We start from the raw sequence: 23108 nt of genomic DNA, 5'->3' as shown, positions 1-23108 counted from the left end.
GTCAAATGTATAGACATGTCGATGTGCCGCATGTTTGCGCATCACCGGGCAGGAGCATCCTCGGATGCCGAAACTACAGGCGCGATCTCGATCAGGAGCGCCCGGCCGGTTCCGGCGATCTGGATCATGTCCTGCGTAGATTCGAGGTACAGGGTATCGAGAGCCTGGAGCGAATGGATCTTGTCCTCCACGGTCACGTCGAACGCAGCATCGATCGCCACGATGAAGGCCGCACAGGTGTCCTCGGACAGCAATGCCACGCCGGAGTCCATGATGCGCGTGCGATGCGTGAATTGCCCGCGCCGCGTCATCACGTTGAGGTCGCGGATCGGCCCCGAGAGGAGCCGGCCGGTCGTCATATCGTCGCCCGCGAACGAGAGCCTGGGGGCTGTCCTGTCCAGCCGGAAAGGAACGCCTTCGACATCAAGTTCGACGCCATGGCCTTCCAGGACGACCAGTGTGCGGTCAGTCCCAGGAAAGACCGAGAAGGGGCCGTCGGATGTCACATCGGCCATACTGATCCGCCATCCGAATGTCTCGAAGCCTGATCCTTCAGGGAACGCGGCAATCTCTGCGGTCGTGCCGCCGCCATTTTTCCACGGAACGCGGACGAGATCCGAAGCGCGAATGAGACGGGTGGCCATAACGCTTTGTCCTCACCCAAGACTCGGCAGGTTGAGGCTGTGCTCCCGCGCGCAGTCGACGGCGATATCGTAGCCCGCATCGGCGTGGCGCATGACGCCGGTCGCCGGATCATTCCAGAGAACCCGCTCGATGCGACTTGCGGCTTCAGGCGTCCCGTCGCAAACAATCACCATGCCGGAATGCTGCGAAAAGCCGATCCCGACGCCGCCGCCATGGTGTAGCGAAACCCAGGTCGCACCCGAGGCGCAGTTGAGAAGCGCGTTGAGAAGTGGCCAGTCGGAGACTGCGTCCGATCCGTCCTTCATGGCTTCCGTTTCCCGGTTGGGGCTCGCGACCGAGCCTGAATCGAGATGGTCGCGCCCAATCACGACGGGAGCCTTCAATTCGCCCTTGGCCACCATCTCATTGAAGGCGAGGCCCAGACGATGTCGATCCCCGAGGCCGACCCAGCAGATGCGGGCCGGCAGGCCCTGGAAGCGGATGCGCTCACGCGCCATGTCGAGCCAGTTGTGCAGGTGCTTGTTGTCCGGCAAGAGCTCCTTCACCTTGGCGTCGGTCCTGTAGATGTCCTCCGGATCGCCCGAGAGGGCCGCCCAGCGGAACGGGCCGATGCCGCGGCAGAAGAGGGGCCGGATATAGGCTGGCACGAAGCCCGGGAAGTCGAACGCATTGTCCACGCCTTCCTCCTTGGCCATCTGGCGGATGTTGTTGCCGTAATCGAGGGTCGGCACGCCGGCTTCGTAAAAATCCAGCATGGCGCGCACATGCGTCGCCATAGATTGCTTGGCGGCGTGCTCCACGGCTTTCGGGTTTGCCTCGCGCTTGGCTTCCCACTCAGTGAGCGTCCATCCCTTCGGCAGGTAGCCGTTGATGGGATCGTGCGCCGATGTCTGGTCCGTCACCGCGTCGGGACGAATGCCGCGCCGGTAGATCTCCGGGAAGATTTCGGCCGCATTGCCGAGGAGGCCGACTGAGATCGGCTTTCTGTCGCGGCAGGATTGTTCGATGATCGACAGCGCCTCGTCGAGGTTGGCGACGGCGCGGTCGAGATACCCGGTCCGCAGACGCATCTCGATGCGGCTCGGCTGGCATTCGACGGCCAGGCACGAGGCTCCCGCCATGGTGGCGGCCAGGGGCTGCGCGCCGCCCATGCCGCCCAGCCCCGCCGTCAAGATCCAGCGGCCTGAGAGATCACCATTGTAGTGCTGGCGGCCCACTTCCACGAAAGTCTCGTAGGTGCCCTGCACGATGCCTTGCGTGCCGATATAGATCCAAGAGCCTGCCGTCATCTGGCCGTACATCATCAGCCCCTTGCGATCGAGCTCGTGGAACTTGTCCCAGGTGGCCCAGTGCGGGACGATGTTCGAATTGGCGATGAGGACGCGGGGCGCGTCCGCGTGCGTGCGAAAGACGCCGACCGGCTTGCCCGATTGGATCAGGAGCGTCTCGTCGTCCTCGAGGTTTTTCAGGGCCGCTGTGATCCGGTCGAAGCTTTCCCAGTCCCGCGCCGCGCGGCCAATGCCGCCATATACCACGAGTTCGCCGGGCTTCTCCGCTACGTCGGGATCCAGGTTGTTCATCAGCATGCGAAGCGGCGCTTCGGTCAACCAACTTTTCGCGGAGAGTTCGGTGCCGTGTGTGGCGCGGATCACGCGGGCATTGTCAATGCGGTGCATGGGAAAATCCTTTGTCAGGCTTCGGTCTTGGCAAAATTCAGGCAAGCTTCGAGAATTCGAACGAGGACGGCGCGCATGGGTGCGGCGTAGGATCCATCGAAGGCGCTCGGCCATTGTCCTTCCATCACGGGTCCCATCGGCTCCCTCATGTAGCCCCGGCAGGCGAGCTCCATCTGGACCGCATGAACTCCCGCATCGGGCTTGCCGAGGCTGCGCGTGATGTATCCACCCTTGAAGCGCCCGTTCGTCACATGGCTGAAGCCGCTCTCCGCACACAGGCGCTCGATCTCGCTGCCGAGCGCTTGAGCGCAAGTCACGCCGCCATTGGTGCCTAGGTTGAAGTTCGGCAGCGCTCCGTCAAACAGGCGCGGGATCACCGATCGAATCGAGTGGCAGTCGTAGACCACGACGGCGGGGTGCCGAGTGCGAAGCCGTTCAATCTCGGCATTCAGTGCAGAGTGGTATGGGTCGAAGAAGCGGGCGCGGCGCTCCGTGATAGCCTCACTGCTCGGCTCCTTTCCAGGCCTATAGAGGGGCTCGCCGTCGAACGTGGTTGTCGGGCACAGCTCCGTCGTCGCCTGACCCGGATAGAGTGATACGCCCGACGGATCGCGGTTGACGTCGATGACCGTCCGGGAAATCGCCGTCCGGACGATAGTCGCCCTGAGATCGCCGGCGAAATCGTACAGACGCTCGATCCACCAATCGGCGTCCTTGCGGGAGAGCCAGGGTGAAACGAGGCCGCTTTCATATTCCGTCGGAATGTCCGTCCCGGTATGAGGCAGGCTGACAATGAGGGGCGCATTTCCACGCGTAATTTCCAGCCATGCCGGTTGCGTCAAGTCGCTCATCGCCCGGGCTCCGCCGCCACTAGCGGGAGCATAGAGTTACCGGTCGCAGCTGCCAGAGCACCCGACCTTACCAACTCAGCCGCCTGCTCCATGTCCGGGGCCATGTAACGGTCGTCGTTCAGATGCGGGACGCGTGCTCTCAATGTGGCCCGCGCGCGTTCAAGGGCCTCGCTCGATGTCATGGGTGCATGGAAGTCACAGCCCTGCGCGGCGGCAAGGAGCTCGATCCCGATCACGTTCGCAGCGTTGGCCGCCATGGGCAGAAGCCGCCTTGCCCCATGGGTGGCCATGGACACATGGTCTTCCTGGTTGGCCGATGTCGGGATCGAATCGACGCTTGCCGGATAGGCGCGCTGCTTGTTTTCGGACACAAGAGCGGCGGCCGTCACCTGCGGGATCATGAAGCCCGAGTTGAGCCCCGGCTTCGGCGTGAGGAAAGCGGGCAGGCCCGAGAGGACAGGGTCGACCAGCATGGCGATGCGTCGCTCCGCGAGCGAGCCGATCTCGCACAGCGCCATGGCGATCATGTCGGCCGCAAAGGCTACCGGCTCCGCATGGAAATTGCCGCCCGAGATCACCTCGCCGGTATCGGAGAACACGAGCGGATTGTCGGAGACGCCGTTCGCTTCCGCGCCAAGCGTGTCGCCCGCCTGGCGCAGCAGGTCGAGCACCGCGCCCATGACCTGCGGCTGGCAGCGCAGGCAGTAAGGGTCCTGCACGCGCTCGTCATTTGTGAGGTGAGAGGCGCGGATGGCGCTGCCCTGCATCAGGCTGCGCAAAGCGGCCGCCACCTCGATCTGTCCAAGATGCCGGCGCAGCTTTTGAATACGCTCGTCGAACGGTCCGTCCGACCCCTTGGCGGCATCGGTCGCCAGAGCGCCCGTCACAAGTGCGGCCTGAAACACCCGCTCCGCTTCGAACAGTCCAGCGAGCGCCAGCGCGGTCGATACCTGCGTTCCGTTCAGAAGCGCCAAGCCTTCCTTCGGACCAAGAACAAGGGGTGAGAGGCCGATCCTTGCAAGGGCATCCTCGGCCTCCACGCGCATCCCGTCCACGAAGAATTCTCCGACCCCCATAAGAGCCGCCGACAGATGCGCCAGCGGGGCCAGATCGCCCGACGCGCCGACCGAGCCCTGGCCGGGAATGACCGGCGCGATGCCGGCTGCAAGGCACGCAGACAGATGCTCGACCGTGGACCAGCGTACGCCGGATGCGCCCTGCGCGAGGCTGGCGAGCTTGAGGCCCATCACAAGGCGCACGACTGCGGCAGGCAGCGGCTCTCCCACGCCTGCCGCGTGCGAAAGAACGAGATTTCGTTGAAGCGTTGCAAGGTCCGCTTGGCCGATGCGCACGCTGGCGAGCTTCCCAAAGCCTGTGTTGACGCCGTAGACTGGGTCCCCTTTCGTGACGATAGCCTCGATTGTCTCGGCTCCTGCCTCGATTCCGGGCCTGCATTTCTCGTCGAGAACGATGTCGGCCCCGAAATAAACACGCCGCCAATCGGCCAGCGTGACGGAGCCAGGAATGAGCATCACGGTTTCGGTCACTGTCCTCTCCAGATACGCTTATGAAGCGGGTTGAAGCCGAGGCGGTAGACGAGCTCGGCTGGGCGTTCGATGTTCCAGATGGCTAGGTCGCAGGACTTGCCGGGCTCAAGCGTGCCGATTTCGTCAAGCCGTCCCAGGGCTCGAGCCGCTTCACGCGTCACGCCGGCAAGGCACTCCTCGACGTTCATTCGAAACAGGGTCGCGCCCATGTTCATGGCAAGCAGAAGCGAGGTCAGCGGCGAGGTGCCCGGGTTGCAGTCGGTTGCGAGCGCCATACGCACGCCATGCTGGCGAAAGGCTGCGACCGGGGGCATTTTCGTTTCGCGCAAGGTATAGAATGCACCCGGCAGCAATACGGCGACGGTGCCGGCCTTCGCCATGGCGGCTGCGCCCTCGTCATCGGTATATTCGAGGTGATCTGCCGAAAGGGCTCCGAACTCGGCGGCGAGCTTCGCCCCATGGAGATTGGAGAGTTGGTCCGCATGAAGCTTGACCGCTAGGCCAAGCGCCTTGGCGGTGTCGAACACGCGGGCGGTCTGTTCCGGTGAAAATGCGATGCCCTCGCAGAACGCATCGACGGCATCGGCAAGACCCTCACGGGCGAGGATAGGCAACATGTCCGCACAGACTTTGGCGATGTAGGCATCCTTGTCGCCGTCAGCCTCCGGCGGCAGCGCGTGCGCGCCGAGAAACGTAGTGGCGATGGATACGGGTCGTTCTTCGCCCAGGCGGCGCGCGGCGCGGAGCACACGCGCCTCGGTGTCGAGATCGAGCCCGTAGCCAGATTTCACTTCAACTGTTGTGCAGCCTTCGGCGATCAGGTGATCCAGACGGGGCAGGGCGGTTGCTACGAGATCGTCTTCGCTCGCGGCGCGGGTCGCCTTCACCGTAGACACGATGCCTCCGCCCGCGCGGGCGATTTCCTCGTAGCTTGCCCCCTTCAGGCGCAATTCGAACTCATGCGCCCTGTCGCCGCCGAACACTAGATGGGTGTGGCAATCCACGAGGCCGGGGGTGATCCACCGCCCGTCGCAGTCGATCCGCTCGGTGGCATCCCACCCGGTTGGCAGGTCTCTCGCCGGTCCCGCATAAGCGATCCGGCCGTCCTTGGCTGCGACTGCGCCATCTTCCACGACCCCAAGGCTGTCCCCGACAAGCGTTGCGAGACGTGCATGAAACCAGACCCGATCAAACAGCATAGTCCTGCTCCGGTGGCCCTTGTTTATGTCTATACATAAGCGTCGCGAGCCGTTATTGTCTAGACATATTCGTTTGGATTTTGGTGGTCGGGCATTCGCTGGGAATATTTCGACCGTCGGACGACACTTCGTCTTCGTGCTCATGGGGTCATAGGAATGCGCAGGCTTCTTTTCGATTATGCCCTCCTGCCGTGCGGCTGGGCGAAGGACGTAGCCATCGACATCGATGGCGGCATGATCCGCTCCGTGCAGGCGGGCGCTGACCCAGTCGACTGTGAACACATTGCCGGAATCGCCTTGCCGGGGCTGCCGAACCTGCACAGTCACACGTTCCAGCGCGGCATGGCGGGCCTGGCCGAGACACGCGGGCCCGAAGGCGACAGCTTCTGGACGTGGCGTCAGGTGATGTACCGCTTTCTCGGACAGCTTACACCGGATGATGTGGAGGCGATTGCGGCCTACGCAATGATGGAGATGCTCGAAGGAGGGTTCACGGCCCTGGCCGAGTTCCATTACCTGCATCATGACCGGGATGGCAGGCCTTACGCCAATCCGGCCGAACTCGCCACGCGTATCGTGGCGGCGGCACAAGAGACCGGTATGGGGCTCACGCTGCTTCCCGTGTTCTACGCAAATGGCGGTTTTGGCGGCATGGTGCCCGCAGACGGGCAGCGGAGATTCATTAGCGATGCCGCTAATTATCGGCGTCTCGTTGAGGGAGCGCGCAACGCCATTGCAGGTCTTGACGACGCAGTGGTCGGCATCGCGCCGCATAGCCTGCGGGCGGTCACGCCGCAAAGCCTCGGCGAGATCCTGCCTCTGTCAGAAGGCGGGCCGATCCATATTCATGTGGCTGAGCAGATCAAGGAAGTCGAGGATTGCCTTGCTTGGTCGGGTCAGCGCCCGGTCGAATGGCTGCTCGACCATGCTCCAATCGACCAGCGCTGGTGCCTTATTCATGCAACGCACCTTGGTCCTCGCGAAACCCGGCGCATCGCTGCGAGCGGCGCAGTGGCGGGAGTTTGCCCGATCACTGAGGCCAATCTCGGCGACGGTATCTTCGACGGGGTCGATTTCCTCGCCGCCTCCGGCAGTTTCGGCGTGGGGTCCGATTCCAACATCGAGATCAATGCGGCGGCGGAGCTCAGGCAGCTCGAATATAGCCAACGCTTGAAGCTTCGGGGACGCAATCTCCTGGCGGAGCGCGAGGGGCAGTCGACAGGACGCAGCTTGTACGAGAAGGCTTTGGCCGGTGGCCAACGCGCCCTCGGCAGGCGCATCGGGAGCATTGCGGTCGATCATCGGGCAGATTTCGTGGTGCTCGACGCAAGCCATCCGGATCTCTCGGCGGTGTCGGGGGACCGGTGGATTGACGCTTATGTGTTCGTTGCGTCCAAAGCCGCCATAGACAGGGTGATTGTGGCCGGCAAGTCCGTTGTCATGAACGGGCGGCATCATCGACGCGAGGCGATAAGGGATCGCTATGCTGGCACATTAGCCCGCATCCTGGCGTGACTTAGAACGCGCCCGCGAAAGGGTAATCACCTGCCATGAAACATTTACATCAACGCATTCGCGACGACATCGAGGCCCGCATCATGTCGGGGGAATGGCCCCCGGGATACCGTATCCCGTTCGAGCATGAGCTGATGGCCGAGTACGCTTGCTCGCGCATGACCGTCAATAAGGTTCTTTCGACTCTCGCCGCCAATGGCCTCATCACGCGCCGGCGGCGAGCGGGGTCTGTCGTGGCAGAGCCAAGCACAGAACGGGCCGTGCTGGAGATCCAGGATTTTGCCTTGGAGGCGGCGCGCGCGGGCAGCGTCTATCAGTATAAGATATTGCGCCGTGCGATTGAGCCTATCGATGCGGCTGCTGCACAACGGACAGGGCTGCCCGCTGGAACCAGGATGTTAAACGTTACAACGGTTCACTTGATGGATGGAGTGCCGGAGGCTTATGAGCAACGCTTGATCAGCCTTGCGTCGGTTCCCGAAGCGAACAAGGAGCATTTCACGAACGACCCACCAGGAACTTGGCTGCTCAGACGTGTGCCATGGACCGATGCAGAGCACATCGTTCGGGCTCTCAATGCGGACAATTCGCTCGCAAAACAGCTCCAAGTCGAGATAGGAGCCGCCTGCCTGGTGCTGGAGCGGCGGACTTGGCAGGCTGGCGCCTTCGTCACCGAGGCCCGTATCGTGTATCCCGGCGACAGGCATCATCTGGTCGGGCGCTTTTCCCCAATTACCCAGGCGCTGGGCGCAGATTCACCCTAACAGGTCATCACCTAGGCCGCTGTGCCCAAACCTGCATGCACTGGTGAAATCCTCAAAGAGCGAAGCGCCGAGCTTGATGCAAAAGGCCCCTTTGTCCTTAAGTTTGCCCAATCTGATATCAGGGAACGCCATCGCGCCTCGCATTGAGCGACTTGCCTGTTCCGTTATCTTCCTGTGCGGCCTCGTTCCAAAAGAGCAAGAAAATCGTAATTTTCTCTCTTGTGCATCATTCTCATCGCACTAGCATGTTAGCTGAACAGGTAGGTCAATGTGATTGGCCTGTCAGAGTTCTTACGTGGGCAGAGTCGCTCGCGGATGCTAACCGACCGGACGAAGAGCCGGAGGCCTGGAGAGGAACGCCAGCATGCTATCTATAACTCGCCGCCTTGCATTTGGACTGGTCGCCACCGCTGCCTTGGTGCTTCCGGCCCTCCCGGCCAGCGCTCAGACCAAGCTTAAATGGGCCCATGTCTATGAGACCTCGGAGCCCTTCCATACGCAGTCCGTCTGGGCTGCGCAGGAGATCGCGAAACGCACCAACAACCGCTACCAGATCGATGTCTATCCGGCCTCGCAGCTGGGCAAGGAAAGTGACATCAACCAAGGCCTGTCCCTTGGCACCGTCGATATGATCATCTCCGGCCCAAGCTTCGCCGCACGCAGCTATCCGCCAGTCGGGATCGGCTACTATCCTTATGTGTTCCGGGACGCATCTCATCTTATCGCATTTGCGAAAAGCGACATCTTCAAGGAACTCAGCGCAGGGTATACCGAGAAGACCGGTCACAACATGGTGGCTCTCACCTATTACGGCATCCGCCACACCTCGACGAACAAGCCGTTCAAAACATGTGCCGAGATGAAAGGCCTCAAGATCCGCGTTCCGGATGCGCCGGCTTATTTAGCCATGCCGCGATCCTGCGGGGCCAACACCACGCCAATCGCCTTCGCGGAGGTTTATCTCGCATTACAGAATGGCACCGTCGACGCGCAGGAGAACCCACTGACAACGATCGAGGCCAAGAAGTTCTTCGAGGTTCAGAAACACATCGTGCTCACTGGTCACATCGTCGATCATTTAGCGACGATCCTCTCAAAGCAGCTCTGGAGCAAGCTCTCGGACGAGGACAAGAAAATATTTAGCACTGTTGCTCAGGAGGCGGCTATTCGTGCCACTGCCGAGATTCAGGCTAAAGAGAAAGAACTGGTGGAAACCTTCAAGCAAAAAGGCCTGACTATCACAGAGGTGAACAAGGACGAGTTCAAGGAGACGGTGATGAAGAGCGTTTCCGTGGAGTCTCTTGGCTATCGTAAATCCGACTACGATAAGATTCAGGCGCTGAAGTCGGAAGGTATGTAAGATTTCCGTATGGGGCCGCTGCACAGCGGCCCCTCCCTCCGGTTCTGGTAAAGCCGAGGACGCCGTTTCGCCTGTTGCCTCGGCTCGGGCGCCCTTGGAAAAGACCTCCGTTTTTGAGGATGGGGATCCCAAGAGATGACGACCGAAGTCCATACTCAAATTAGCGCCGAGGAGTTGGCGCATACTTTCGAGGAGAGCGAACACGCGCCGGTCGATCTCTCAGATTATGCTTTCGAGGATTGGCTGGCGCTCGCGTTGTTCTGGGGCATGACCCTTGCGGTCTTCGTACAGTTCTTCACGCGCTACGTGCTCAACGACTCCTTCGCTTGGACTGAGGAGATCGCGACCAACCTCAATGTCGCGCTGGTGTTTGTCGGTGCGGCCATGTGCGTGCGCATGAGCCGGCATATCCAGGTCGACTTTCTCTATCGTTATCTTCCGCCCAAACTGGGACGCATCCTAGCCACTGTGATCGATTTGATCCGCATTGCCTTCTTCGCCTATGGAGCCGTCCTAGTCTGGCGCTTCATGGATATCGTGGCGGACGAGCAGATGACCACCATTACTCTGCCGAAGAATCTCGCTTACTCTTTCGTTTTCATCGGCTTCATCCTGATGTGCTTCCGCTCCATACAGGTCGCGGTCGCCAACTGGCGGCGCGGCTATTCCGTGCTTGAACGCCCCGAAGCCTTCGATGCTCCTTTAGTGGCTGAAACCTGATGCTCATTCTAATCGGTTCCTTCCTCGTCCTGATGATCCTCGGGTTGCCTGTCGCCATCTCCATGGCAGTGGCCTCACTGCTCTACATCCTCGCCACTGGCATGGTGCCGGATGTCATCGTGGCCCAGCGCATGATAGCGGGCGTGGAGAGCTTCCCGCTTCTCGCGGTGCCATTCTTCATCCTGGCCGGCAACCTCATGAACATCGCCGGCGTGACCGGCCGCATCTATTCCTTCGCGGTCGCACTAGTGGGCTGGATGAAGGGCGGGCTCGGCCAGGTGAACATCATCGGTTCGGTGATCTTCTCAGGTATGTCAGGTACCGCCATCGCGGATGCGGCAGGCCTTGGCACAATCGAAATCAAGGCCATGAAGGACCATGGCTATTCCACCGAGTTCTCCGTTGGCGTCACAGCGGCTTCTGCGACCCTTGGGCCGATCATCCCGCCCTCATTGCCCTTCGTCATCTACGGCATGATGGCAAACGTTTCCATCGGCGCGCTCTTCTTAGGAGGCCTCATCCCGGGTGTGGTGATGACGCTGATGATGATGGTCACAGTTGCCTATTTCGCCTACAAGAACGGCTGGGGCTCGGACACGCCGTTCTCGTGGCGTCAGCTCGGAAGTGCCAGCATCGAGGTCGCCATTGTCCTCGCCTTTCCGGTGGCGGTCTGGCTAATGATTAGTGCCGGGCTCTCTCCTAATGTCGCCATCGGCATCGCGCTTGCCGTCCTCCTGGCGCTCGACTGGTACTTCGACTTTTCCGCCGTGATGGCGCTGATGGCCCCGGTCATCCTGATCGGCGGCATGACGATGGGCCTCTTCACTCCCACCGAAGCGGCCGTGGCGGCCGTGCTCTGGTCCCTGTTCCTGGGCCTCGTGCGCTACCGTTCCATGAACTTGAAATCCCTGGCAAAGGCTACTTTCGACACGATCGAGACTACCGCCTCCGTGCTGTTCATCGTCACGGCCGCATCCATTTTCGCTTGGCTGCTGACTGTCAGCCAAGCGGCGCAGATCCTCTCTGACGCCATCCTCGGCTTCACGCAGAACAAGTGGGTTTTCCTGCTGCTGGCCAACCTGCTGATGCTCTTCGTCGGCTGCTTCATTGACACCATCGCGGCCATCACCATCCTCGTGCCGATTCTGCTGCCCATCGTGCTCAAGCTCGGCATTGATCCCATCCATTTCGGGCTTATCATGACCTTGAACCTGATGATCGGCCTGCTGCATCCGCCGCTCGGTATGGTGCTGTTCGTGCTGGCGCGAGTCGCGAGGCTGTCCGTCGAGCGCACCACGATGGCGATCCTGCCGTGGCTGGTGCCTCTGGTGCTGGCGCTTATCGCCATCACGTACATTCCCGAGCTGACGCTCTGGCTTCCGCGGCAGATGGGCCTCGGGCGGTAAGCAACTGGTCAGGTATAGTAAAATGTGATCTTCCGGCCACGAACGTCCTGGATTTCGACATCCATGTCGTAGACGCTCCGGATGATCTCGCGCCTCATGATCTCGTCGGGAGTCCCCTGGTGGGCGACGTCTCCGTCGCGCATAGCAACGATGTAATCCGAGTAGCAGGAGGCGAAATTGAGGTCGTGCAGGACGAGGACAACCGTCTTGCCGAGATCGTCGGCCGCCCGGCGCAGGAGCTTCATCATGTTGACCGCGTGCTTCATGTCGAAGTTGTTCAGCGGCTCGTCGAACAGGACATAGTCTGTATCCTGGCAAAGCACCATGGCAACGTAGGCGCGTTGGCACTGGCCGCCTGACAGTTCATCAAGAAAGCGTTCGGTTAGGTCTTCCAAGTCGAGAAACCCGATGGCCGCCGCCGCCTTTTCCCTGTCTTCCGGTGTCAGGCGGCCCTTCGAGTAGGGATAGCGGCCAAATTCCACTAGATCCCGAACTGTGAGCCGTGACGAGATCCGGTTGTCCTGCCTAAGGATAGACAGCCTCTTCGCCAGGAGATCGGAGGGCGCGCTGGTGACATCGAGGCCATCCACCGTCACCGTTCCGGCCGTCATGGGCAAGAGGCGGCTGACCATGGACAGGAGCGTGGATTTGCCGGCTCCGTTGGGGCCGATGATGGATGTGACGCCCTTTCTGGGGATCTGCAGCGACACGCCCCTGACCGCAATCGTGTCGCCGAGTGTCTTGCTGACGTTGCAAATCTCGATCATCGGGTGTTTCCCCTAATCAGCAGAGCAAGAAAAACGATCCCGCCCACGAAGTCGATGACGATGCTCAAGGCGGTATCGAAAGCGAAGATCCGCTCGAGAACGAACTGCCCGCCAACGAGGCAGACGATGGCCAGAAGGGTCGCGACCGGAAGTACGAGGGCATGTTTGTGGGATCCGGCGATCTGGTAGGCAAGGCTGGCCACGAGAAGCCCAAAGAACGTGACCGGCCCCACGAGGGCCGTGGAGACGGAAACGAGAACCGCCACCAACACGAGTACGATGGTTACGGTTCTGGTGTGGTTGACGCCTAGGTTGATCGAGGTCTCGCGGCCCAGGGCCAGCACGTCGTATGTGTGCATAAACCGCCATCCGACGAGGGATGTCGCCAGGACAGCCGCAGCGGACACCGCAAGCAGGCTGGTGTCGACATTATTGAAGCTGGCGAAGAGGCGATCCTGCAAAACGACAAATTCGTTGGGATCAATGACCCGCTGCATGAAACCTGACAGGCTGCGAAACAGTACGCCGAACACGATCCCCACGAGAATGAGCAGGTGAAGGCTCCGACTGCTGCCCGAGAAAAGCCAGCGATAGAGAATGCCGGAAAACACGATCATCAGGACCACCTGGCACGCGAACAGCAGGCACGGGTCGAGCATCGCAACGCCACCCGAGCCGATCAGGAATATCAGGCCGGTCTGGATGAGGATGTAGAGTGCGTCGAAACCCATGATAGAGGGCGTCAGGATCCTGTTGTGGCTGACCGTCTGGAACAGCACAGTCGACACCGCGATGGCATAGCCGACGAGGACCATGGACAGGATCTTCGTGCCCCGGAACGGCAGTACGAAGCCCCAGCTGCCTTTCGCGCCCACCGTCATGAACAGTGTGATCGACACCGCCGACAGGGCAACCAGGATGAGGATCACCTGAATGGGGCGGAGCCCTCTGGACTTAAGCAAGACGCTCGCGTCCCTTCAAGAGTAGAGCCAGGAACAGCGCACTTCCGACGACGCCCATGACGGTTCCGATGGGGATCTCATAAGGCGCATAGATCACGCGCCCGACGATGTCGCAGGTTAGAACGAGCCCCGCTCCGAGGAGCGCGATCCAGGGAAGCGACCGGCGCATGTTGTCGCCCATCATCATGCTGACCACATTGGGCACGATCAAGCCGAGGAATGGCATCATGCCGACAGTCGCCACGACGGCGGCCGTCACCATCGAGACAATCACGAGACCGAGCGACACGACGCTTCGATAGCGAAGCCCGAGATTCGTCGCGACATCGCGCCCCATTCCGGCCAGGGTCAGCCGGTCGGCCGCCAGATAGGCCAGCACGGTCAGTCCAAAGGCAACCCAAAGCAGTTCGTAGCGACCGCGAAGGACGCCTGAAAAGTCGCCTGTGGTCCAGGCGTTCAAGGACTGGAGCAGGTCGAACCGATAGGCGAAGAACGTTGTGACCGCGCTGACGATGCCGCCGAGCATAATCCCAACGAGCGGAACGGTGAGCGCCGACCGCAGGGGAATGAGCCTGAGGATGCGCAGGAACAGGGCTGTGCCCGCCAGCGCGAAGGCGGATGCGACCAGCATCTTCACGAGAGGTGGGACGCCCGGGGCAACGAGCGTCACGACGAGGAGGCCGAGGCTCGCCGACTCCACCGTGCCCGCCGTCGACGGTTCGACGAACCGGTTCTGCGTCAGCATCTGCATGATCATGCCCGCGACGGCCATGCCGGTTCCCGAGAGGACGATCGCAACCGTCCGGGGAATGCGGGAGACCAGCAGCACCTGCATGGCGTTCTCTCCCGGCCATGACGATAGGAGCGATGCCAGCGACAGATCGCCGGCGCCGATCAGCAGGCTAACAAGAGCCAGGATCATGACAACGAACAGGGCAAGCAGGAGGCGTTTCACGGCAGTCCGGGAGAGGTCAGAGGTTCTTATCGGCAAAGGAGTCGACAATGACGAATGCGGATCACCGGAAAGGTGACCCGCACGATGTAGTGAGAATGGGGGTCGAGAACCTATTTCTTGACGATGGCCTTTGCAACTTGGTCGACACTTGCCTGCAGCGATGTGATTCCACCTCCGACCAGATACCAGTTGACCGGGTCGAGATAGATCACATGCCCATTCTTCCAGGCGGTCGTCTGTGCAACAAGTTCGTTGTCCAGCACGCCCTTAGCGGCAGCGCTTTGCTGACCGATGGCTGCGTCACGGTCGATCACGAACAGCCAATCCGGGTTCGCCTTGGCGATGAACTCCGCCGATATGGCCTGGCCATGGTTCGTTGTGGCCAAATTCTCCACCGCGGGCGTGATCCCGAATTCCGAGTGCAGCGCGCCGAACCGCGAACCAGGCCCGTAGGCGCTCATCTTCCCGCCCGTCGTGAGGACGAGAAGCCCTTTGCCGACTTTCGCAGCGTCCTGGCGGAGGTTGGCAATCGAGCTTTCGAGCTTTGCCACGAGGGCATCGGCCTGAGCCTGCCTGTCGAAGATTTTGCCGAGCAGTGTGAGGTTTTGGGCAACGCTGCCGACGAAGTTTCCTTCCGCGGTCGACAGATCAATCGTCGGGGCGATCTTGGCCAGATCGCGATACTTGGCTCTCGAACGGCCTCCGACGATAATGAGATCCGGATCGGCTGCGTTGACGGCCTCATAGTCGGGCTCGAACAGGGTGCCGATCTTCTCGTATCGATCAGAACTGTATTTGGAGAGGTAGCCCGGCAGTCGTCCAGTCGGAACTCCAGCGACCTCCACCCCGAGAGCATCGAGCATGTCGAGCGATGCGGGATCGAAGACAAGCACCTTCTTAGGGCTCGCCGGAACCGTCGTCTCGCCCTGGGCATGCTTGACGCTGATGTCCTGAGCGATGGCGGCGCCCATCGTCAGTGAACCGAACGCGAGCGCGCCGGCGAGGATGGCCGCGAAGGAACGGATTCGACGGGTGGATGAATTCGTCATGGTATCATTCTCCAAACGGTGGGAGCGTCGATTGATGCAGTGTCAGTCGTCGACATGGTCATGGCCGCCGATACGGCCCGGGCGCCAGTAACCTTCGGACGAGATCTGATTCAGTGTTAAGCCCCGCGCGATAAGCATGTGGCGCTGGCGACGCACGTTGCTGGTCTCGCCGATGATGTAGGCATGTCCCCGGCCGGGCGGCAGCGCGAAATCCTGCACCGCGCCGTTCATCAGGTTGCTCGGACCAGGCGGTAGGTCGTTCCGATGCATCCAACGTATCACGGCGTTCGCGCGTGTTTTCAAAGGAACCTTGGCATCCTTGCCGCTCACTTCGATGAACACGAATGCCTTCGATCCGTCGGGCATCGTCTCAAGGATATGGGCGATTGCTGGAATGCAGGTTTCGTCGCCGGTCAGGAGGTGCCAGTCCGCATTCGGGCGCAGCACGGTCCCGCCACGGGGGCCTCGTGCCTCGATCATGTCGCCCGGCCTCGCGGATCTCGCCCAGGTTGGAGCCGGTGTGTCGCCGTGAAGCACGAAGTCGATACCGATCGTGCCTGCCGAGCGATCAAAGGTCCGGATCGTGTAGTCCCGCCGTCCCATCTCGCCGTTCGGCAGCGGCACCATCAACACGAGGGCCTGACCAGGCTTATAGGCGAACTCGGCGATGTCACGCGTCGTCAGGATGATGCGCCGCATGTTGGAGGCAACATCGAAGCTGTCCACGACCCGCATGCTCCAGCTCCGCAGTGGAGGGCGCTGGCGCGGCCCGACATTCGCATCGGCATTCACGGAGATTGTCATATGGTCGTCCTTCCTGCCATCCCCTGCGACGGCGCGCTGATGCGACAGATGCTGATGCGACAGATGTTCGGCATCACAGCTCGGCCCAGTGGCGCAGCAGGTTGTGATAGCAGCTGGTCAATCCGACGACGGCACGGTTGTCGTCATCCAGGTCCTGCCGAACCTGGATGATGGACAGATCGAGATCGTAGAGAAGCGCCCGCAGACCTTCATCCTTCACCATGGACTGCGTCCAGAAGAAGGAAGACCAGCGGCTCCCCCTCGTGATGGGTTCGACCCGATGGAGGCTTGTGGCTGGATATACGATCATGTCGCCCGCCGGCAGTTTGACAGAATGGCTGCCGTAGGTGTCCTCGATCACAAGCTCGCCGCCGTCGTAATCCTCGGGCGCGGTCAGGAACAGCGTCGAGGACACGTCCGCCCGCATCCGCATGTTGGCGCCGGGGATCGCGCGGATCGCGCCATCCACATGGGCTCCGAAGCCCATGCCCACATCATAGCGGTTGAACATGGGCGGCAGCACCCGCAGCGGGAGGGCGGCCGAATTGAACAGGGGATTGCGCGCAAGCGCGCGCAGGATGAGGTCTCCAAGCGTGCGAGCTTCGGGCGAATCTTCCGGAATCTGAAGATTGACCTTGGCCTTCGCCGCCTGCTCTCCGGCCGTCACCTTGCCATCGACCCAGGGTGATGCCTCCAGCATCTCCCGGCAATAGGCAACCTCCTGCGCGGACAGAACGTTTTTGATGTGGACGAGCAATGTGATGTCTCAATCTATCTGGACGTCCATCCGGACCTCTTGCCCGGATGGACCTTGGAAGGCGCTTGTTAGAACTTCGCCCCGACCATGAGAGTGACGGTGCGCCCGGCGCTCGGCACTGCGCGGGATGTGAACGCGCTGGTATAATTCAGCTCGTCCGTGAGGTTGTAGCCGTTCAGCGCCATGCGGAAGTTCTTGTACTCATACGAAACCAGCGCATCGAGCGAGAACGTGCCGGGGATGAAGGTGATGTTGTCGCTGGCGGCGAAATAGCCGTCGTCATAGGTAACGCCGCCGCCGATCAAGAGCTTGCCGGGCACGCTCGCAAGATGGTGACTCAGATCATAGGTCGTCCAGACCGATGCTGAATTTTCAGGAACGCCTTGCGCTCGATTGCCGATATTCGTCGGCGTTCCCGAGTTCTTGACCTTGCTGCCGAGATGTGCGTAACCCAGTTGCACGGTCCATGCGTCAGTGACCTTCCCCGTAAGGCCGAGTTCGATACCTTGCACGCGCCTGGCCTCTCCGCCATCCAACGTGCCGAGGACGATATCGCCGGTGATCGGATCGATGTCGGTAGAGTTGCTCTTGTTGACCCTGAACAAAGCCGCATTGAAGCCGAGCCGCCCGTCGAGGAAGCTGATCTTGGTTCCGATCTCGTAAAGATCGCTCTTTTCAGGTTCGAGATCGACCACGCTGGAGGGAACCTCGATGTTCGTCGAGTTCGCGATTAACTGCCCCGGCGGCGAGAAGGAGCGAGCATAGGTCGCATAGAAGGTCTGGTCCGCAGTCGGCTCCCAGATCACGCTCGCCTTCGGGCTGACGAAGTTTGTATCGGTCTCCTGCCACGGATTGAACTGCCCGAGCGGCGGGCCGGGAGTAGTGTTGGTGTTGCGATATCGGCTCGAGAAGTCGTCCCACCGTAGGCCGCCGAGAACCGAGAACGTGTCGTTAAGCCAGACCCGGTCGCTGGCGAAAACGCCCACATTGGTTCCGTAGCCCTCACGGCGGTTGTTCGGGTTGCGCGCGATGGCATAGCCGGTGGTGTTGGCGAATGTGGGCGACCAGAGAGTCTGATCGGGACGGACGCCGAGCACCGTTGCGCCGTTGCGTTCGTCATTCTGGTAGAACAGATCGAGGCCTGCCACCACTTCGTGCCGCAGGAAGCCCGTATGGAACTTGGCGACGCCGGTCATGACGTTCTGGATGCCCCAGGCATTCTGCCAGTAGGACGCGCCGCCGCCCGCGCTATAGCCTACGATGGGGTTGCGCCCCCGGAAGAAGTCGAACACGCAGGCTTCGACGCAGATTGCCGATGTGGTAGAGAACGCCCGATCATAGAAGGAAAGACGCGTATCGTTCGTAATGGTCAGCCAGTCAGTCGCCTTGATGCTCAAAAGCGACGTCAGAAGGTCGACATTGGCCACGTCCTGATCGGTCGAACGGACAAAAGAAGTCGAGCGGGGAACGCCGAACTCCGTGACCGGCAGCGCCCTGCGCGTTCCCGGGATCTGCACCGTTGGCACGCCGTAATCGGGCGTGCGATCGGTGTGCTGATGGAAGTAGTTGAGGAACCAGGTCGTGTCCGTTCCCAGGCCTAAGCCGAGCGAACTCGCGAAGCCCCAGCGGTCGGACACGACGTTGTCGCGGTCCACGATGTCCTGATCATGGATCATGCCGTTGATGCGGATGGCTGTCGTGTCATCGATCTGCCGGTTCACGTCAAAGGTTCCGCGTCCGAGTGGGCCATTGCCGATGGTTCCGTCCACGGCGGTGAGGCTGCCCAGGAAGGACCCCTTCGACGTGCTGTTGATAACGCCACCCGTAGTGCCGAGGCCGAAGCTTTCCGAGGACGGGCCTTTCAGCACCTGCACGTTCTCGATGTTGAAGCTGTCGCGTACATAAACACCGAAGTCCCTCAGGCCGTCGACATAGATGTCGTTCTTCGCCTGGAACCCGCGAATGCGGAACTGGTCGCCGTTGAGGCCGCCATTGCCTTCGCCGACCGACAGGGTCACGCCTGGCACGTTGCGAAGGGCCTGCTCGAGAGTGGTGACGTTCTGCTGCTCGAGAACTTCCTTGGGAACGACGTTGATAGTCTGGGGAATGTCCTGAACACGCCCGGGAAGCCGCGAAAGGCCCGTTCCAGCATTCAGCGCGTTGGCCGCTTCTCCGCCCGAGGCTCCCACTTCGACGGTCGAAAGATCAATCGTTTCAGCTTCCTGCGCACCGGCTCCGACAGGCATGAAGACCCCCAGAGTGGCGGCGATGCCTGCTCCTAACTTAGCGCTGGAAACGTTGTCGCGTAATAAAATTGATCCACTCATAGGCCAACCCCCCAAACCTAGACTCCGATGAGGGTTCTCTATGGGAACCTTGCCAAAACTCGCAAGCATTATCTTTTATAGTGTCTCTAATCTAGAGTCATTGCCAGTTTAAAATTATTCTAAAGAAATAGAAGAATAATATCTCTAGATTTGAACACTTCTAAATTTCATCGATTACTGTAAATTGTCTTGAATGGATACATATGTGCCATTAAGAGCCGAGCGAGAGGCACAGGCAAGTGACACAGAAGAGCAATGCGTTTCTTTGGAAATCTGGGCCTTGCTCTGTTCGATCTGGATATCAATCGTTATGACGTCATCCCCAAGCGCTGACCCTGGCGACATTTCGGCTGTTCGGTTGCGGCTGCTGACCCCGCAGGAATGGGCTTCCATCCTGTCTGGAGATCCTCGCGAGGCGGCGTGCTGGGTCCATGCGGCTGCCCGGCACGGCTTCAAGACGGCCCAAGTCACCTGGGGACAGATGCTTCTGGACGGACGCAGCGTGGGGCGCGACCCGACAGCCGCCTATCGCTGGTTCCGGCGCGCGGCCGAGATCGGCAGCATCGACGGGATCAACATGGTCGGACGATGCCATGAGTTGGGCTGGGGCGTGACGGTCAATCACGCTGAGGCCATGCGGTGGTACGAAAAAGCGGCCGCCAAGTCGTCCGATTGGGGACAGTACAACCTCGCCAGCATGCTCCTTTACGGCGAAGGGATCGAGCGCGACCGAGCCCAAGCGTTGCAATGGTATATGCGTGCTGCCGGGCAGGGCCATGCCAAGGCAATGGGAATGGTGGGCCGCTTCCATGAGGAGGGCTGGGAGGTTCCGCCCGACCTCGCGCTGGCCGCGCAATGGTATCGCAAGGCAGCCGAAGGCGACGACTTCTGGAGCCAGTACCATCTGGCGCGCCTGCTGGCCGATAGCCGCCCTGGCGAAGCGCTCGATTGGCTCGGCCGGGCCATCGAAGGCGGTACGGATAACTTTCTTCGCTCCGCAGGACCTGATCTCCTCAACCATCCATACGTCACGTTCCACGACGCGGGCTTGCGGGCTCTGGAGCGCTGCTGCCGGAGCGGCGAAGCCTGTGATTTCTACGCCTATGGACGGGCTATCTTGAACTGCAGCCGTCACGAGGAGGCCGCAGCGTGGCTCGGGCGTGCCGCCAGGAGCGGCCACAGGGATGCAAGACATTCCCTTTCGGTTTTTGCCGGGAGGCGGGAGCAGCCTGCCGACGCAAGCTTTGCCAAAGCCATCGAGCTCATTAGGCAGCTCTGGCCGAAGCGGAATTTACCGCATGGTTCTCATGAGGGAGCAGGACAGTGAGACGGATCACTTCATCTGAAACGAGAACAGGTCGCACGATCATCGGCATGCGGTTGTTCTCCCTCGTGTCCGCGACACTGCTGGCGGGTTTGCTCGCCATCGCCGGTGCTCTTGCCCAAGGAGCCGCGCCCTCGGATGCAAACCAGCCTGCCGCGCCCATGGAACAGCGCACGACCGACGCGCCTGCGCCGGTCGTGATAGCCCCAGGTGGTACGCAGGCCTCACAGGCCGATCCTGCTCCGGGCACCGTGTCTGGAGCCAGCCGCCCTGCGTCGCTCCAGATGCCCCACGATCTCTCCCCATGGGGCATGTTCATTGCGGCTGACCTTGTCGTGAAGGCCGTCATGCTGGGGCTTGCCTTCGCATCGCTCGTGACCTGGACCGTGTGGCTCGCCAAAGGCATCGAGCTGCTGGGGGCCAAGCAGGGGGCGCGTAAGGCTGTCGAGCTGCTGAGCAGGGCGGGCGGCCTCGTGCAGGCGAGGGAGCAGGTAAATGCTGGTTCCATCAAGAGCAAGCCCGTCTCCGCCTTGGTCGCAGCCGCCTACGACGAGGCGCAGCGATCCGAAAAGCTGCCGGCCGACGACATCAAGGAGCGGGTCGCCATATCGATCTCGCGCATCGAAGCCCGCGCCGGCCGTCAGATGACACGCGGCACGGGATTGCTCGCGACAATCGGATCGACAGCGCCCTTCGTGGGCCTCTTCGGCACCGTGTGGGGCATCATGAATTCCTTCATCGGGATCTCTCAGGCGCAGACCACCAATCTTGCCGTCGTGGCCCCAGGCATCGCCGAGGCGCTGCTCGCGACCGCGATCGGACTCGTGGCGGCCATTCCGGCCGTCGTCATCTACAACGTCTTCGCCCGCGCGATTGCCGGCTATCGGGGCCTGCTCTCGGATGCTTCCGCCGAAGTGATGCGCCACCTCTCGCGGGACCTCGACCGGCGAATGGCGGCCGCATCCCCGGTGGTGGCGCTCCAAAGCGCGGCCGCCATCCGCGCCCGCAAGGCGGAGTAGCCTCATGGGCATCAGTCTCAAGGAAAGCCATGACGACGAACTCGGTGAAGTCAGCGAGATCAACGTCACGCCGTTCATCGATGTCATCCTGGTCCTTCTGATCATCTTCATGGTCGCAGCGCCACTCTCGACGGTCGATGTCGCGGTCGATCTGCCGGCGTCCAACGCCCAGCCTCAGCAGAGGCCCGACAAGCCCATGTTCCTGACGGTCAAGGGCGACCTCTCGCTTACTCTCGGCAACGACGCCATCGTCCGGGAGAGCCTGCAGGCTGCGCTCGACCAGCAGACGGGATCCGACCGGGAGCAGCGGGTGTTCCTGCGCGCCGACAAAGCCGTCGCTTACGGCGATCTCATGGAGGTCATGAATCTTCTTCGGCAGGCAGGCTACCTCAAGATCGCGCTCGTCGGGCTCGAAGCCACGCCCGAAGGTGCTGCGCAGCCATGAATGCCGATTTCCTCGACACCGGAGGATGGCGCAGCTGGGCTCGCTGGGGCGGCGCGGGTCTCGTCGTGCTAGTCGCCCATGCGGCTGGTGCGTGGATCATCACGCGGCAGCAGCCTGACGCATCGGCCGGCGAAGCAGCTCCCGCCATCATGGTCGAACTGGCGCCTCTTCCCGTGGCTCCCGCGGCCGAGCCCGTGGATGTCGCTCCGGGGCCCGAGATCAAGGACGTCCAGTCGGAGCCCGTCACCGAAACGGCTGAGGCGCCCGTCGAGTCGGAGCCGCCACCCGAGCCCGCCGAGCCGGTATTCGAGGAGACGAAGCCTCAACTGCAAATCGATGCGAAGCTGAATATTCGGGAAACTCCGCCCATTCCAAATCCCGCAGTCGTTCTCCCCGCGCCAAACGGTCAGGCTCGACCACCTAAACGGCCTGTCGAGCGGCCGCGTCTGGTCGAGCGTTCCAAGGAGAAAAAGCAGGTTCGTCCTCAGACCAGAACAGCGACGGCTCCGCCCCGCGTGCAAGCGGCTCCCGTCGCGGCCCCGGCCGCGCCGTCGGCCAGTGTTGCTGCGACGTCGTCCATGTCGCCTGCCAACTGGCGGGGCGCTCTCCTGGCTCAGCTCAACCGGGCCAAGCGCTATCCGGGTGACGCCCGGTCGCGGCGGGAGGAGGGGACTGTGCGTCTGAGTTTTTCCATTGACCGAAGCGGCCGCGTGATCGGCTATCAGATCTCCGGGAGCTCTGGCTCCGCAAGCCTCGATCAGGAGGCCTTGTCCATGATCCAGCGTGCCTCGCCGCTTCCCGCGCCTCCGCCGGAGGTGCCCGGCTCCCGCATCAGCCTCACGGTTCCGGTGCGCTTCAACCTCAACTGATATTACATTCGAGTGAATTCCGGAACAAGACCGGAGCTTCCTCGGATGAGTGGAGTGGCGTGAGGCGATCTTCACGTGCACGGTTACCTCAAGCGTGACGATCGCAGCCGGCGGCTAAACTCAAGGGCCGGCTATATGCTCAGGCCG

21 protein-coding genes are annotated in these 23108 nt (G+C 61.5%); 9 read left to right on the top strand and 12 right to left on the bottom strand.

Features of this window, described 5'->3' with window-relative positions; translation table 11 throughout:
• Positions 1-41: 41 nt before the first annotated feature.
• From DRB19_RS02030 to hutI, 5 genes are read right to left on the bottom strand one after another with little or no spacing between them, the layout of a single operon-like run.
• Positions 42-644: a HutD/Ves family protein gene (locus tag DRB19_RS02030; protein WP_114184359.1), complete on the bottom strand. Its 603-nt coding sequence runs from the start codon at positions 642-644 to the stop codon at positions 42-44.
• Between the two features lie 12 nt (positions 645-656).
• The gene (gene hutU, locus DRB19_RS02025; protein ID WP_114184358.1) at positions 657-2321 is read right to left on the bottom strand and encodes a urocanate hydratase; all 1665 of its coding nucleotides are present in this window, start codon (positions 2319-2321) and stop codon (positions 657-659) included.
• A gap of 14 nt (positions 2322-2335) precedes the next feature.
• Positions 2336-3172, bottom strand: coding sequence for an N-formylglutamate deformylase (gene hutG, locus DRB19_RS02020; protein WP_114184357.1), 837 nt, complete (start codon positions 3170-3172; stop codon positions 2336-2338).
• On the bottom strand, positions 3169-4704 hold the full coding sequence (gene hutH / locus DRB19_RS02015; protein ID WP_210207435.1) for a histidine ammonia-lyase: 1536 nt from the start codon (positions 4702-4704) through the stop codon (positions 3169-3171). The genes hutG and hutH overlap by 4 nt, the downstream gene beginning before the upstream one ends.
• An 11-nt stretch (positions 4705-4715) precedes the next feature.
• Positions 4716-5918, bottom strand: a complete 1203-nt coding sequence (hutI, locus tag DRB19_RS02010; protein ID WP_114184355.1) for an imidazolonepropionase — start codon at positions 5916-5918, stop codon at positions 4716-4718.
• Between the two features lie 156 nt (positions 5919-6074).
• Here hutI and DRB19_RS02005 point away from each other — a divergent pair, with 156 nt between their 5' ends.
• From DRB19_RS02005 to DRB19_RS01985, 5 genes are all read left to right on the top strand, one after another.
• A complete protein-coding gene (locus DRB19_RS02005) occupies positions 6075-7433 on the top strand; it encodes a formimidoylglutamate deiminase (protein WP_114184354.1) in 1359 nt (452 codons plus the stop codon).
• A 35-nt stretch (positions 7434-7468) separates the two neighbouring features.
• Positions 7469-8197, top strand: a complete 729-nt coding sequence (gene hutC, locus DRB19_RS02000) for a histidine utilization repressor (RefSeq protein ID WP_114184353.1) — start codon at positions 7469-7471, stop codon at positions 8195-8197.
• A 373-nt stretch (positions 8198-8570) separates the two neighbouring features.
• Entirely contained in the window at positions 8571-9557 is a 987-nt protein-coding gene (locus DRB19_RS01995; protein ID WP_174799909.1) for a sialic acid TRAP transporter substrate-binding protein SiaP, read from the top strand.
• Positions 9558-9692: 135 nt separating this feature from the next.
• The gene (locus DRB19_RS01990; RefSeq protein ID WP_114184351.1) at positions 9693-10277 is read left to right on the top strand and encodes a TRAP transporter small permease; all 585 of its coding nucleotides are present in this window, start codon (positions 9693-9695) and stop codon (positions 10275-10277) included.
• Complete coding sequence (locus tag DRB19_RS01985) at positions 10277-11683, top strand: TRAP transporter large permease (RefSeq protein WP_114184350.1); 1407 nt, start codon at positions 10277-10279, stop codon at positions 11681-11683. Before DRB19_RS01990 ends, DRB19_RS01985 begins: the two co-directional genes overlap by 1 nt.
• Positions 11684-11691: 8 nt before the next feature.
• Here the strand turns inward: DRB19_RS01985 and DRB19_RS01980 are convergent, their stop codons facing one another.
• The 7 genes from DRB19_RS01980 to DRB19_RS01950 all read right to left on the bottom strand — a co-directional run bounded on the left by DRB19_RS01980 (position 11692) and on the right by DRB19_RS01950 (position 19223).
• Positions 11692-12450: an iron ABC transporter ATP-binding protein gene (locus tag DRB19_RS01980; protein ID WP_114184349.1), complete on the bottom strand. Its 759-nt coding sequence runs from the start codon at positions 12448-12450 to the stop codon at positions 11692-11694.
• Positions 12447-13412 (bottom strand): iron chelate uptake ABC transporter family permease subunit, encoded by a 966-nt coding sequence (locus DRB19_RS01975; protein WP_245439230.1) that lies wholly within the window; start codon positions 13410-13412, stop codon positions 12447-12449. Before DRB19_RS01975 ends, DRB19_RS01980 begins: the two co-directional genes overlap by 4 nt.
• The gene (locus DRB19_RS01970; RefSeq protein WP_114184348.1) at positions 13405-14367 is read right to left on the bottom strand and encodes an ABC transporter permease; all 963 of its coding nucleotides are present in this window, start codon (positions 14365-14367) and stop codon (positions 13405-13407) included. The genes DRB19_RS01975 and DRB19_RS01970 overlap by 8 nt, the downstream gene beginning before the upstream one ends.
• A gap of 110 nt (positions 14368-14477) precedes the next feature.
• Entirely contained in the window at positions 14478-15416 is a 939-nt protein-coding gene (locus DRB19_RS01965) for a siderophore ABC transporter substrate-binding protein (RefSeq protein WP_114184347.1), read from the bottom strand.
• Positions 15417-15458: 42 nt separating this feature from the next.
• Positions 15459-16220 carry a siderophore-interacting protein gene (locus DRB19_RS01960; protein WP_114184346.1) on the bottom strand — a complete coding sequence of 254 codons (762 nt, stop codon included), beginning with the start codon at positions 16218-16220 and terminating at the stop codon, positions 15459-15461.
• A 73-nt stretch (positions 16221-16293) separates the two neighbouring features.
• On the bottom strand, positions 16294-16977 hold the full coding sequence (locus DRB19_RS01955) for a Fe2+-dependent dioxygenase (RefSeq protein WP_114184345.1): 684 nt from the start codon (positions 16975-16977) through the stop codon (positions 16294-16296).
• 68 nt (positions 16978-17045) lie between these two features.
• The gene (locus tag DRB19_RS01950) at positions 17046-19223 is read right to left on the bottom strand and encodes a TonB-dependent receptor (RefSeq protein WP_162815557.1); all 2178 of its coding nucleotides are present in this window, start codon (positions 19221-19223) and stop codon (positions 17046-17048) included.
• A gap of 391 nt (positions 19224-19614) precedes the next feature.
• On the opposite strand from DRB19_RS01950, the gene DRB19_RS01945 reads away from it, so the two are divergent.
• From DRB19_RS01945 to DRB19_RS01930, 4 genes are read left to right on the top strand one after another with little or no spacing between them, the layout of a single operon-like run.
• Positions 19615-20631: a tetratricopeptide repeat protein gene (locus tag DRB19_RS01945; protein ID WP_162815556.1), complete on the top strand. Its 1017-nt coding sequence runs from the start codon at positions 19615-19617 to the stop codon at positions 20629-20631.
• A gap of 47 nt (positions 20632-20678) precedes the next feature.
• On the top strand, positions 20679-21647 hold the full coding sequence (exbB, locus tag DRB19_RS01940; protein ID WP_114184342.1) for a tonB-system energizer ExbB: 969 nt from the start codon (positions 20679-20681) through the stop codon (positions 21645-21647).
• Positions 21648-21651: 4 nt separating this feature from the next.
• On the top strand, positions 21652-22092 hold the full coding sequence (gene exbD, locus DRB19_RS01935; RefSeq protein WP_114184341.1) for a TonB system transport protein ExbD: 441 nt from the start codon (positions 21652-21654) through the stop codon (positions 22090-22092).
• On the top strand, positions 22089-22961 hold the full coding sequence (locus DRB19_RS01930) for an energy transducer TonB (RefSeq protein WP_114184340.1): 873 nt from the start codon (positions 22089-22091) through the stop codon (positions 22959-22961). Before exbD ends, DRB19_RS01930 begins: the two co-directional genes overlap by 4 nt.
• The last annotated feature ends 147 nt before the right edge of the window (positions 22962-23108 follow it).

The organism is Microvirga aerophila (genome assembly GCF_003332305.1).
GTDB classification, from domain to species: domain Bacteria; phylum Pseudomonadota; class Alphaproteobacteria; order Rhizobiales; family Beijerinckiaceae; genus Microvirga; species Microvirga aerophila.
Note: the sequence above shows the minus strand (reverse complement) of the source record. Positions and strands in the feature narration are given on the sequence as shown.